The organism is Micromonospora sp. HM134 (genome assembly GCF_007833915.1).
GTDB lineage: Bacteria > Actinomycetota > Actinomycetes > Mycobacteriales > Micromonosporaceae > Micromonospora > Micromonospora wenchangensis.
The window spans coordinates 1,457,236-1,469,741 of record NZ_CP041061.1; the positions used below are offsets into that span (position 1 = coordinate 1,457,236).

Annotated in this window: 8 protein-coding genes; 6 read left to right on the top strand and 2 right to left on the bottom strand. The window is 73.2% G+C overall.

What is annotated here, in order from left to right:
• Window positions 1-2: 2 nt before the first annotated feature.
• Window positions 3-377 carry a PH domain-containing protein gene (locus FJK98_RS06805; RefSeq protein ID WP_145918271.1) on the bottom strand — a complete coding sequence of 125 codons (375 nt, stop codon included), beginning with the start codon at window positions 375-377 and terminating at the stop codon, window positions 3-5.
• 178 nt (window positions 378-555) lie between these two features.
• On the opposite strand from FJK98_RS06805, the gene FJK98_RS06810 reads away from it, so the two are divergent.
• Window positions 556-3,126 carry a bifunctional diguanylate cyclase/phosphodiesterase gene (locus tag FJK98_RS06810; protein WP_240762656.1) on the top strand — a complete coding sequence of 857 codons (2,571 nt, stop codon included), beginning with the start codon at window positions 556-558 and terminating at the stop codon, window positions 3,124-3,126.
• 28 nt (window positions 3,127-3,154) lie between these two features.
• Here FJK98_RS06810 and FJK98_RS06815 read toward each other — a convergent pair whose 3' ends face one another.
• On the bottom strand, window positions 3,155-4,174 hold the full coding sequence (locus tag FJK98_RS06815; protein ID WP_145918272.1) for a LacI family DNA-binding transcriptional regulator: 1,020 nt from the start codon (window positions 4,172-4,174) through the stop codon (window positions 3,155-3,157).
• Window positions 4,175-4,559: 385 nt separating this feature from the next.
• Here FJK98_RS06815 and FJK98_RS06820 point away from each other — a divergent pair, with 385 nt between their 5' ends.
• The 5 genes from FJK98_RS06820 to FJK98_RS06840 all read left to right on the top strand — a co-directional run bounded on the left by FJK98_RS06820 (window position 4,560) and on the right by FJK98_RS06840 (window position 12,502).
• Window positions 4,560-5,837 (top strand): extracellular solute-binding protein, encoded by a 1,278-nt coding sequence (locus FJK98_RS06820; protein WP_145918273.1) that lies wholly within the window; start codon window positions 4,560-4,562, stop codon window positions 5,835-5,837.
• Window positions 5,838-5,887: 50 nt separating this feature from the next.
• Window positions 5,888-6,901 (top strand): carbohydrate ABC transporter permease, encoded by a 1,014-nt coding sequence (locus FJK98_RS06825; RefSeq protein WP_145918274.1) that lies wholly within the window; start codon window positions 5,888-5,890, stop codon window positions 6,899-6,901.
• A gap of 130 nt (window positions 6,902-7,031) precedes the next feature.
• Window positions 7,032-7,892, top strand: coding sequence for a carbohydrate ABC transporter permease (locus FJK98_RS06830; RefSeq protein WP_145922614.1), 861 nt, complete (start codon window positions 7,032-7,034; stop codon window positions 7,890-7,892).
• Window positions 7,889-10,360: a glycoside hydrolase family 2 protein gene (locus FJK98_RS06835; RefSeq protein ID WP_145918275.1), complete on the top strand. Its 2,472-nt coding sequence runs from the start codon at window positions 7,889-7,891 to the stop codon at window positions 10,358-10,360. Before FJK98_RS06830 ends, FJK98_RS06835 begins: the two co-directional genes overlap by 4 nt.
• Before the next feature lie 132 nt (window positions 10,361-10,492).
• Window positions 10,493-12,502 carry an FAD-dependent oxidoreductase gene (locus FJK98_RS06840; protein ID WP_145918276.1) on the top strand — a complete coding sequence of 670 codons (2,010 nt, stop codon included), beginning with the start codon at window positions 10,493-10,495 and terminating at the stop codon, window positions 12,500-12,502.
• Window positions 12,503-12,506: the final 4 nt, after the last annotated feature.

Sequence of the window (12,506 nt, forward strand, 5' to 3'; positions counted from 1 at the left end):
GCTCAGCGTGCGTCCGGCAGGGCCTGCCCGGTGGCCGCGACCAGCCGGGGCAGGTCGACGCCCCGGACGGCGGGCAGCGGCAGCTGGTGCCCGTCGGCGAGCCGGACGACGGCCCGGCCGCGCGGGTCGGTGGCCAGCTCGACGACCTGCTCCCAGGGGATGCGCCGGCCCCCGGCGAGTGCCCGCAGCCGTAGCCCGTGTGGGTCGGCGTCGGTGCCGGAGCGCCAGGCCCAGACCGCGACGGTCAGCGGGACCAGCAGCACCGGCAGCAGATACCACCGGGCGGCGGCCAGGGGCAGCGCGCCGATGGTGGCGATGACGGCCGCGACCAGGATGGCCTGGTTGTGCCGGAAGCGGATGGTGTCGGCGCGACTCACCCCCCCGATGATTCCACCCGGGGCCGGGGCGGCACCGGGCGGGCGGCGGACCGGTCGCGACCGACGCTGACTGGTGACGTAGGTCACGGCCGAGGGGCGTAACCGGGAGGGCGGTGCCTCGTTTCTCCGATAACCCCCTGTCGCACCGCGCCGTGTCCCCCTCACGAAGGCGACCGCCGTGACCGTCGCTCACCCCGTCCGCCGCCCACCGTCCGCACCCGTCGCGCTCGCGGTGCTGGTCGCGCTCCTCGTCACCGCCGGCCTGGTCGACGCCGTCCCGCCGCTGGCCGCCACCACGATGGCGGGCGCGGGCGGCTGTGCCGTGGCCGCCGCCCGGCTGTTCCGCCTCACCGGCACCGGTGGGCGGGACCGTCGCGCCCGCCGCCGCCGTCGGGCCGCCGTCCTGCTCAACATCGCGGTGACCGTGGTCGGGATGACCGTGGCGGTGCTACCGCTGGCACCGGCGGTCCGCCGGGCCGAGGTCGCGGCGGCCGGGCTCGGCGCGGCCACCCTGGCCTACGCGGTCGGCCTGCTCCTGCTGCCCGGCCACTCCCGGCTGACGCCCCGGGCCCGGTGGCGGCGCGGCGTCGACGTGCTCGGCCTCGGCACCGCCCTGCTCTTCGCCGGCTGGGTGCTGGTCCCGTCCGGCCCGGTGCCACCGGTGGTCCGGGTGGTCACCGTCGCGGGCGCGGGCGTCCTGGCCGGGCTGCTGGTGGGCGCGCTGGCCGGGCACCGTCGCCACCCCGGCGCGGCCCGGTGCCTGCTCGGGGTGGCGGCCGTCCTGCTCGGCCTGGCCGACCTGGTGGTGCTGCTGGCCTACCGGGCGCCCACGGTGACGCTGCTGACCGCGGTGCCGCTGCTGGTCGGCGGGGCGCTGCTGACGGCCGCCGGGATGGCCCGGGTCGCGGCGGGCGATCCGGCGGGTCCGACCGGCCCGCCACCGGCCTGGCCCCGGGTGACCGCACCGGCGGCGGTGGCGACCGTGGCGGCGGCCGGCCACCTGGCGTTCGTCGGCGGGTTCACCCCGACCGCCGTCCTGCTGGGGCTGGCGGTGATTCCGCCGCTGGTGGCCCGGGAACTGATCTCCGTGACCGACCAGCGGCGGTGGGCCGGGCAGTTGGCCGCCCGCGAGGCGTACTTCCGCACGTTGGTCGCCGGCGGTCGTGACCTGGTCCTCGTCCTCGACGACGGGTTGCGGGTGCACTGGCTCTCGGCGGCCGGTGAACGCTGGTTCGGGCTGCGTCAGGAGGCGGTGTGCGGGCGGGCGCTGGCCGACCTGCTGCATCCGGACGACGCGCCGGGCGTCCTGGCCCGGCTGGCCGGGCGGCCGGGCGACACCGTCGCGCCGCTGCTGGTGGCCCGGATGCGTACCGGTGACGGCGGTTGGCGGGAGACCGAGGCGACGGTGAGCGACCAGCGGGCCGTGCCGGAGGTGGCCGCGGTGGTGCTGCACGTCCGCGACGTCGGTGACCGCCGACGGCTGGAGCGTGAGCGGCGTCGGGTCGCGGCCACCGACCCGCTCACCGGCCTGTCCACCCGGCGGGAGCTGCTGCGGGTGCTCGACGAGCGGGGCGGCACTCCCGGCGCGCTGCTCCTGGTCGACGTGCACGGGCTCGGCCCGGCGCAGGACGCCGCCGGCCCGGACCCGCTCCTGGTCGTCACCGCCCGCCGGCTGCGCGACGTGGTCGGCCCCCGGGACCTGGTCGCCCGGTTGTCCGGGGAGGAGTTCGCGGTGGTCACCGATGCCGGCCCGGTCCCGGCGTACGCGTTGGGCGAGCGGCTGCTGGCCGCGTTGACCGAGCCGTGCCCGGTGCCGACCGGGATGGGCCGGCTCCGGGTCGGCGTGGGCCTGACCGAGCTGGCCGCGACGTCGCCGCAGGACGCGTTGCGCCAGGCCGACCTGGCGCGCCGCCGGGCCGTCCAGCTCGGCCGCAACCGGGTCGAGTGGTACGACGCCTGCCTGGAAGAGGAGCTGGTCCGCCGGCTGGACCTGGAACGGGAGCTGCCCGGGGCGGCGGCCCGGGGTGAACTGGACCTGGTCTACCAGCCGGTGCTGGCGCTGGCCGACCGGCGACCGGCCGGCGTCGAGGCGTTGCTGCGCTGGCGCAGCCCGGTGCTGGGCACCGTGCTGCCGGCCGAGTTCCTGCCGGTCGCCGAGGATCTCGGCCTGCTGGGGGAGCTGGGCCGGTGGGTGCTCGACCGGGCCTGCCGGCAGCTCGCCGACTGGTCGGCCGGGGGTCGGGAGCTGTGGCTGGCGGTCAACGTCACCCTCGCCGAGCTGCTGGCGCCGGATCTGGTGCCCCGGGTGGCGGCGGTGCTGGCCGGGCACGGCGTCCCGGCGGAGCGGCTGGTGCTGGAGATCGCCGAGTCGCGGCTCGGGGCCGACCTGCCCACGGTGGTGGCCCGGCTGGCCGGCCTGCGGTCGCTGGGGGTACGCACGGCGTTGGACAGTTTCCGGGCGGAGCACGCCTCCCTGGCCCAACTGCGCCGGCTGCCGATCGACCTGTTGAAGGTGCAGCCCCGGCCGGTCGACCCGGACGAGGAGTCCCGCCCGTTGATCGACGTGGTGGTGGGGCTGGGGGAGCGGCTGGGGGTGACCGTGGTGATGGCGGAGCTGGAGTCGGAGCCGGACGTGGCGCGGGCGACCCGGGCCGGCTGCCGGTACGGGCAGGGGTTCGCGTTGGCGCGTCCGGCCACCGCCGAGCGGGTCGAGGCGTACTTCGAGGAGTTCCCGACGACGTCCCGCTGACGGTGGGGGCGGGCCTAGGTGAACCGGTTCATCTCGATCGGGGCGGTGCGGTGCTGCCCCGGGGCGTCAGGTGCGCCGTCTCGTCCTGGAGGCCGTGCACCGGTTCGCCGGCGATGACGGCGAGCAACTGGCGGGCGGCGTGCGCGCCGTAGGCGGGGATGTCCCGGCCGAGCGCGGTCAGCGGCGGGTGCACCAGTTGGCAGAGCGGTGAGTCGTCCCAGGCCACGATGGACAGGTCGGTGGGGACGCCGAGGCCCATCTCCTGGGCCACGGCGAGCCCGGCGATCGCCATCACGTCGTTGTCGTAGATCACCGCGGTGGGACGCTGGGCGGAGCTGAGCAGCCGCCGGGTGGCGCGTGCGCCCTCCTCGCCGGTGTAGTCCGACCAGACGGTCGCCGCGTCGGTGAGCCCGAGCCGGCCGCACACCTCGGCGAACGCGTCGGTACGGATCTCGGTGTGCAGCAGCGACGGCAGCCCACCGATCCGGGCTATCTTGCGGTGGCCGAGGGCGACCAGGTACTCCACCGCCTCGGCGAGCGCCGCCGCGTCGTCCGACCAGACGTGGGCCAGCGTGCCGGTGTGCCGCGGGCCGCCGATCACCACGGCGGGCAGTTGCAACTCCTCCAGGGCGGGCACCCGGATGTCGTCGGTCCGCAGGTCGCAGACGAGGACCCCGTCGACCCGCCGTTCGGCCCACCACCGGCGGTAGACGGCGATCTCCGCCTCCTGGTCGGCCACCACCTGGAGGGTCAGCGCGTACGACCGGGCGGAGAGTTCGGCCTCGACGCCGCTGATCAGCTCCATGAAGAACGGTTCGATGCCGAGTATCCGGGCCGGTCGGCACAGGGCCAGGCCGACGGCGTTGGCGGTGGCGCCGGAGAGCGCGCGGGCGGCGCTGCTCGGGCTGAAACCGATCTCGGTGGCGATCGCCAGGATGCGTTGCCGGGTGGCTTCCGAGACGCCCGGTTGCCCGTTGAGCGCGTACGACACCGCGCCCTTGGACACCCCGGCGCGTCGGGCGACGTCGGCGATGGTCGGCCGCTTCACCGGCGTTTTCCTCCACTTCTCGCGGCCTGGGCAGGCCGTCCTCGGGCCGGGGTCGCCGGCGGTCCTCACGCTACCGGTGCCCCCGCCGGCCGTCGTCCCCGGCCGTGGCCGGTCCCGTGCGGCGGGGGCGGCTGATTCGCTTGCTCGGTTAAGTGTGCCGGTCGGGCTGCGTGCCGCCACCGGTGACGGGCGACCCTTCCACCTGCCGGAAGGCGTGGCCCGGCACGCCGGCAGGGCTTTCGGGGCAGCTCCGGTTACCGCCCGGGGTCGTCGTTAACCGGCCGTTGACAGTGCACGGGGTGGCCCGTACGGTGGCCTCACTTATCCGGTTCAGTCGACGTTCCTCGATATCGGGGGCGTTTCCATCGCGTGCGCGGAGGATGAGATGACACGGTCCTGGACCCGCTGGGCCCGCGCGGCGGCGGTCGGCGTCGTCAGCCTGACGCTGGTCGCGGCGTGCAGCGGCAAGAGCACCACCGGCTCGGACGGTGGCGGCCAGGTCACCCTGAAGATCAATTTCTGGGGCGACTTCGGTCTCCAGGACCTCAAGACCCGTTACGAGGCCGACCACCCCAACGTCAAGATCCAACTCAACTCGGGCGAGTACAACGCCCAGCACGAGGATCTCCAGAAGAAACTCGTCGCCGGCTCCGGAGCGGCCGACATCGCCGCCATCGACGAGGGCTTCATGGTCCAGTTCCGCAGCCAGTCCGACAAGTTCGTCAACCTGCTCGACAAGGGCGCCGGCTCGTACGAGAGCAAGTACCTGCCGTGGAAGTGGAAGCAGTCGCTGTCGGCGGACGGCAAGACCCAGATCGGCCTCGGCACCGACGTCGGCGGGCTGGCCATGTGCTACCGCACCGACCTGTTCGCCGCCGCCGGGCTGCCCACCGACCGCGACCAGGTTTCCGCCCTCTGGCCCACCTGGGACAAGTTCATCGAGGTCGGCCAGGACTACACCGGCCGGACGAAGAAGAAGTTCCTCGACTCCGGCACCAACCTGTTCAACCCGATCCTGGGCCAGCAGCCCGTCGGCTTCTACAACGAGCAGGAACAACTCCAGATGGACCAGGGTCCCCGGGTCGCCTTCGACTACACGATCAGGGCGATCCAGGCCGGTCTCTCGGCCAACCTGGCCAGCTTCCAGGCCGACTGGGACAAGGGCTTCACCGCCGGCTCGTTCGCCGTCCTCGCCTGCCCGGCGTGGATGCTCGGCCACATCAAGGACACCGCACCCGGCACCCAGGGCAAGTGGGACATCGCCGCGGTGCCCGGCGGCGGCGGCAACTGGGGCGGCTCGTTCCTCACCATCCCCAAGCAGAGCAGGCACGTCGACGAGGCGTACCGGCTGCTGGAGTGGCTGATCCAGCCGGAGCAGCAGATCGAGATCTTCAAGAAGGTCGGCAACCTGCCCTCGCAGCCGGCGCTCTACGCCGACCCGGCGATCGCCGAGTTCAAGAACCCGTTCTTCCACGACGCGCCGGTCGGGCAGATCTTCCCGAAGATGGCGCAGGGGCTCACCCCGCAGTACCTGGGCAAGAAGAACGGCCCGACCCGGGTCGCCGTGGAGAACGTCATCACCAGGGTGCAGAACGGGACCCTGAAGCCGGACGCCGCCTGGGCCGAGGCGGTCAAGGAGGCCCAGAAGGCCGGCACCTCCTGACCGTCCGCCCGTCCGCCCCCGTTCCGATCCCCGGCCCTGGAGGAAGCCCCGTGTCCACCACCCGTGCCGTGCCGCCGTCGAGTCACCGCACCGGGCCGGAGCGCGACGCCTCCGGGGCCGGCGACCGGTCGCTCGGCTGGCGCGACCGGCTGTACCGGTTCGACCTGCGCTACCTGCCCTACCTGATGGTCGCGCCGTTCTTCCTGCTGTTCGGCGTCTTCGGGCTCTTCCCGCTGCTGTTCAACGGGGTCGTCGCGCTGCGCAACTACCGGCTCGACGACCCCACCCTGCCCTACTGGGCCGGGTTCGCGAACTTCACCCGGCTCGTCGGCGACGAGGATTTCTGGAACGCGCTCTACAACACGTTCGGCATCTTCCTGCTCTCCTCGGTGCCGCAACTGTTGCTGGCGTTGGTGGTCGCGTCGCTGCTCAACCGCAGGCTGCGGGCGCAGACCTGGTGGCGGGTCGGGGTGCTGCTGCCGTACGTCACCCCGATCGTGGCCTCGACGATGGTGTTCAGCGTCTTCTTCTCCCGCAGTTTCGGGATGGCGAACTGGCTGCTCGCCGAGGTGGGCATCGGCGGGGCCGGGGACGCGGCGATCGACTGGCGGGCCGACAAGCCGCACGCCTGGATCGCCATCGCCACGATGGTCAACTGGAAGTGGATCGGCTACAACGCACTGCTCTACCTGGCCGCCATGCAGTCCATCCCGCGCGACGTCTACGAGGCGTCGGCGATCGACGGGGCCGGCCCGTGGCGGCAGCTCTGGCGGATCACCGTGCCGATGATCCAACCGGTGATCGTGTTCACGGTGGTGCTGTCCACCATCGGCGGGCTGCAACTGTTCACCGAGCCGATGCTGTTCGACCTCAACGCGCAGGCCGCCACCGGCGGGCCGAACGGCGAGTGGCAGACCATCGCCCAGCTCATCTACAAGGTCGGCTGGAAGGACCTCAACCTCGGCTACGCCGCCGCGATGTCCTGGGCGCTGTTCCTGATCATCCTGCTGGTCACCGGGCTCAACACCCTGCTCACCAACCGCCTGTCGGGAGGTCGCCGGTGAGCGCGAGGAACGCAGCGCAGCGGAGTCCCGCAGTCGCGAACGAAAGGGGTCGCCGGTGAGCGCGAGGAACGTAGCGCAGCGGAGTCCCGCAGTCGCGAACGAAAGGAGATCGGTGAGCGCGAGGAACGTAGTGCGCCGGCCCGCCCTGCTGGGCCGCGCGCCGCAGGACACCCCGGCCGGCCTCGGCACGTACCTGCTGCTGTCGTTGACCTTCCTGTTCGCCGCGTTCCCGCTGTACTGGATGTTCGTCATCGCCACCAGCGACGACGAGGCGCTGGCGAAGCTGCCCCCGGCGGTGGTGCCCGGCGACCGGTTCCTGGTCAACGTGCGCGAGGTGTTCTCCCTCCAGGACGTCTATTTCGCCGCCTCCCTGGTCAACAGCGTCATCGTGTCGACCGTGGTGACCGCCTCGGTGCTGTTCTTCTGCTCGCTGGCCGGGTTCGCCTTCGCCAAGCTGCGGTTCCCGGGCAGCAACGCGCTGATGCTGCTCGTCGTGCTCACCCTCACCGTGCCCAACCAGCTCGGCATCGTCGCGCTCTACATCGTGATGGGCCGGCTCGGCTGGAACGGCACCCTGCTGGCGGTCATCGCGCCCGGCCTGGTCACCGCGTTCGGGGTGTTCTACATGCGGCAGTTCATCGTCAACAGCGTCCCCGACGAGTTGGTCGAGTCGGCCCGGGTCGACGGGGCGACGACCATGCGGATCTACCGCAGCATCGCGTTGCCGGCGATCCGCCCGGCCCTGGCGGTGCTGGGCCTGCTCACCTTCGTGGCGACCTGGAACGACTTCCAGTGGCCGCTGATCACGCTCAGCGGCACCGACTACCCGACCTCGATGGTGGCCGTCTCCGATCTGGCGAGCGGCAACTACGTCATCTACCGTCGGGTGCTCGCGGGGGCGTTCATCGCCACGGTCCCGCTGCTGGTGATGCTCTTCATCGGCGGCCGGCAGATCGTCCGGGGAATCATGGAAGGCGCGGTGAAGTCGTGAACCGTCAGGCGTTGCACGAGGGATGGCAGCTGCGCGCGGTGTCCGGGCCGCAGGTGCCCGACGCCGTCGCCGGCCGGGCGGTGCCCGCCACCGTGCCGGGCTGCGTGCACACCGACCTGCTCGCCGCCGGCCTGATCGACGACCCCTACCTCGACGCCAACGAGACGGCGCTGACCTGGATCGGCCGCACCGACTGGGAGTACGCGACCACGTTCGTCCACCGGCCCGGTGCCGACGACCGGGTCGATCTGGTCTGCGCCGGGCTGGACACGGTCGCCACGCTCACTCTCAACGGCGTCGAGTTGGGCCGTACCGCGAACATGCACCGGTCGTACCGGTTCGACGTGGCGTCGGCGCTGCGGCCGGGGGAGAACACCCTCGCCGTCCGGTTCGCCTCGGCGTACCGGTACGCCGAGGCGCAGCGGGACCGGCTCGGCGACCGGCCCAACGCCTACCCGGAGCCGTTCCCGTTCATCCGCAAGATGGCCTGCAACTTCGGCTGGGACTGGGGGCCGACGCTGGTCACCGCCGGGATCTGGCAGGAGATCGGGTTGCACGCCTGGTCCACCGCCCGGCTCGACACCGTCCGTCCACTGGTGACGGTCGTCGACGGGCGGGGCCGGGTGGAGCTGCACGTCGCGGTCGAGCGGGCGACCGACACCCCGCTGACCGTCCGCGCCGAGGTCGCCGGCGTGACCGGCGAGGCGACCGTCCCGGCCGGGCGGCGCACGGCCGCGCTGACCCTCACCGTCGCCGACCCCGAGCTGTGGTGGCCCCGGGGGTACGGCGCACAGCCGCTGCACCCGCTGACGGTGACCCTGTCCGGCGCGGACGGCGGCACCCTGGACACCTGGTCGCAGCGGGTCGGCTTCCGCTCGGTCCGCCTGGACACCACCCCCGACGCCCACGGCACCCCGTTCACGCTGCACGTCAACGACGTGCCGGTGCTGGTCCGGGGGGTCAACTGGATTCCCGACGACGCGTTCCCCACCCGGGTCACCCGCGACCGGCTGGCCCGACGGTTCACCCAGGCCGCCGCCGCCAACGTCAACCTGCTGCGCGTCTGGGGCGGCGGCCGGTACGAGTCGACCGACTTCTACTCCCTCGCCGACGAACAGGGCCTGCTGGTGCAGCAGGACTTCCTGTTCGCCTGCGCGGCCTACCCGGAGGAGGAGCCGTTCGGCACGGAGGTCGAGGCGGAGGCGCGCGAGCAGGTGAACCGGCTGGCGGGGCATCCGTCGCTGGTGCTGTGGACCGGCAACAACGAGAACATCTGGGGCTGGCACGACTGGGGTTGGCAGGAGCCGCTGGCCGGCCGGAGCTGGGGGCGGGGCTTCTATCTGGACCTGCTGCCCCGGGTGGTCGGCGAGCTGGACCCGACCCGACAGTACTGGCCGGGCAGCCCGTGGTCGGGCAGCGAGGCGGTCCACCCCAACGACCCGGCGCACGGCACCACGCACATCTGGGACGTCTGGAACACCGACGATTACACGAGGTACCGCGAGTACGTCCCCCGGTTCGTCGCCGAGTTCGGCTACCAGGCGCCCCCGGCGTACGCGACGCTGCGCCGGGCGCTCTCCGACGAGCCGCTCGCGCCCGACTCGCCGGGGATGGCCCACCACCAGAAGGCGGCCGACGGGGACGCGAAACTCCAGCGGGGCCTGGACGCGCACCTGCCACCGCCCGTCGACTTCGACGACTGGCACTACCTGACCCAGCTCAACCAGGCGCGGGCCATCCAGCTGGGGGTGGAGCACTTCCGCGCGCACCGCGACGTCTGCTCCGGCACCATCGTCTGGCAGCTCAACGACTGCTGGCCGGTCACCTCCTGGTCGGCGGTCGACGGCGACGGCCGCCGCAAACCCCTGTGGTACGCGCTGCGCCGGGCGTACGCCGACCGGCTGCTCACCGTCCAGCCCCGGGCCGGCGGGCTGGTGCTGGTGGCGGTGAACGAGACCGGCGTCCCGTGGCGGGCCCCGGTGACGGTGACCCGGACGACGCTGACCGGCGAGCCGAGGGCGAAGACCTCGTACCCGCTCGACGTGCCCGCGTACGCGGCGGTGACGGTGCCGCTGCCGGCGGACCTGGCGGTGGCCGAGGAGGAACGCCGGGAGCTGTTGGTAGCCGAGGCCGGTGACACCGCCGAGCGGGCCCTGTGGTTCTTCGCCGAGGACCGGGACGTGCACTGGCCGGCGGCCCGCTACGAGGCGACGGTGGAACCGGTCGACGGCGGCCAGCGGGTCCGGGTCACCGCGCAGACCGTGCTGCGTGACCTGACGCTGTTCCCGGACCGGCTCGACCCGGCCGCCGAGGTGGACACCGCGCTGGTCACCCTGCTGCCGGGGGAGTCGGTCACGTTCACGGTGACCGGCGGCGCGCCGCCGGACCTGGTGGCGTTGACCAGCCGGCCGGTGCTGCGCTGCGTCAACGACCTGGTCGACGACGCGGCCGGGGCCCCGACGGGCTGACCGGACGGGTCGCCGCCCCGCGCCGGCCGGCGCAGGGCGGGCCGCCCCTTGACAGCCCCGCTGCGATCAGCGAAGGTCGATGCGTTCCGGGTGCGGCGGCGCGCTCCTTCCCTCGCTCGAAGGGCAGCCGTGATGTCGTCCGCGTTCACCCGCCGTCACCTGTTCCGCCTCGGCGGGGCCAGCCTCGTCGTCGCCGTCGGCCCCGGTCTCGGCCTGCCCGCCCTGGCCGCCGGCACCGTCACCGTCGACCTGGTGGTCTACGGCGCGACCTCGGCCGGCATCATGGCCGCCGTGCAGATGCGCCGGCTCGGCGGCACCGCCGTGATCGTCGAACCGGGCCGCCACGTCGGCGGGCTCACCACCGGCGGGCTCGGCTACACCGACAGCGGCACCAGCGCCGCCATCGGCGGCCTCGCCGGGGAGTTCTACCGCCGGGTGTACGCCCGCTACCACGGCACCCCGGTCACCCCCGACTCGCCGATGCGGCTGGTCTTCGAGCCGCACGTCGCCGCCGGGGTCTTCGACGACCTGCTCACCGAGCACGCGGTACCGGTCTACCTGGACGCCCCGCTGGCCACGGTCCAGCGGGCCGGCGACCGGATCACCGGGCTGGTCACCGCGCACGGGCAGCTCTTCGCCGGCCCGATGTTCGTCGACGCCACGTACGAGGGTGACCTGATGGCCGCCGCCGGGGTGTCGTACACGGTCGGACGGGAGGCCAACACCGCGTACGGCGAGACGGTCAACGGGGTGCAGTTGCGCGGGGAGCACCAGTTCACCCGGCCCGTCGACCCGTACGTGGTGCCGGGCGACCCGGCCAGCGGCCTGCTCCCCGGCATCTCCGCCGCCCCGGTCGCGCCCAACGGCACCGGTGACGACCGGATCCAGGCGTACAACTTCCGGATGTGCCTGACCCAGGCCGCCGGCCGGGTCCCGTTCCCGCAGCCGGCCGGCTACGACCCGGCCCACTACGAACTGCTGCTGCGGTACGTGCAGGCCGGCTACACCGGGCCGTTCTTCACCACCCAGAGCGTCGGCGGCGGCAAGACCGACTCGAACAACACCGGGGCCTTCTCCACCGACTTCATCGCCGCGAACTACGCCTACCCGACGGCGACCTGGGCGCAGCGGCAGGCCATGGTCGCCGACCACCGGACGTACCAGCAGGGCCTGATGTGGTTCCTGGCCAACGACCCCCGGCTGCCGGCGTCGGTGCGGTCCGGGGTCGCCGCCTGGGGGCTGGCCGCCGACGAGTTCACCACCACCGGCAACTGGCCCCCGCAGCTCTACGTCCGCGAGGCCCGCCGGATGCTCTCGGCGTACGTGATGACCGAGCGGGACTGCCGGGGCGGCGTCCGGGCCGCCGACTCGGTCGGGTTGGCCAGCTACACCATGGACTCGCACAACTGCCAGCGGGTGGTGGTGAACGGGCTGGTGAAGAACGAGGGGGACGTGCAGGTCGGGGTGCCCGGCCCGTACCCGGTCAGCTACCGGTCGATCGTGCCCACCGCGACGCAGTGCGCCAACCTGTTCGTGCCGGTCTGCCTGTCGGCCACCCACATCGCGTACGGGTCGATCCGGATGGAACCGGTCTTCATGATCCTCGCCCAGTCGGCGGCGACGGCGGCGAAGCTGGCGATCGACGCGGGGGTGCCGGTGCAGCAGGTGGACGTCGCGGCCCTCCAGACCCGGCTGCGCGCCGACGGGCAGCTGCTCACCTGGCCACCCACCGTCGACGGCGAGATCGTGGTGGACAACCGGTCGGCCGGGGTCACCCGGGCCGGTGTCTGGGTGGGCAGCACCGCGATCGGCGGCTACTGGGGGTCGGACTACGAGCACGACGGCAACACCGGCAAGGGCGTCAACCGGCTGCGGTTCACCCCGTCCCTGCCGACAGCCGGGAGCTGGGCGGTCCACCTGCGCTGGACCGCCGACCCGAACCGGGCCGGCAACGTCCCGGTCGACGTGGTGCACGGCGGCGGGGTGACCACCCGGGTGGTCGACCAGCGCACGTCGGGCGGGCAGTGGGTGTCGCTCGGGACGTACCAGTTCGCGGCGGGTACGGCCGGCAGCGTGCTGCTCCGCACCGAGGGCACCGACGGGTACGTGGTCGCCGACGCGGCCCGATTCGTCCCGGTCTGACCGT

Excerpts from the sequence above, each read along its gene's own strand:
- FJK98_RS06820 (WP_145918273.1), top strand. The coding sequence starts at position 4,560 with ATGACACGGTCCTGGACCCGCTGGGCCCGCGCGGCGGCGGTCGGCGTC.
- FJK98_RS06840 (WP_145918276.1), top strand. The coding sequence starts at position 10,493 with ATGTCGTCCGCGTTCACCCGCCGTCACCTGTTCCGCCTCGGCGGGGCC.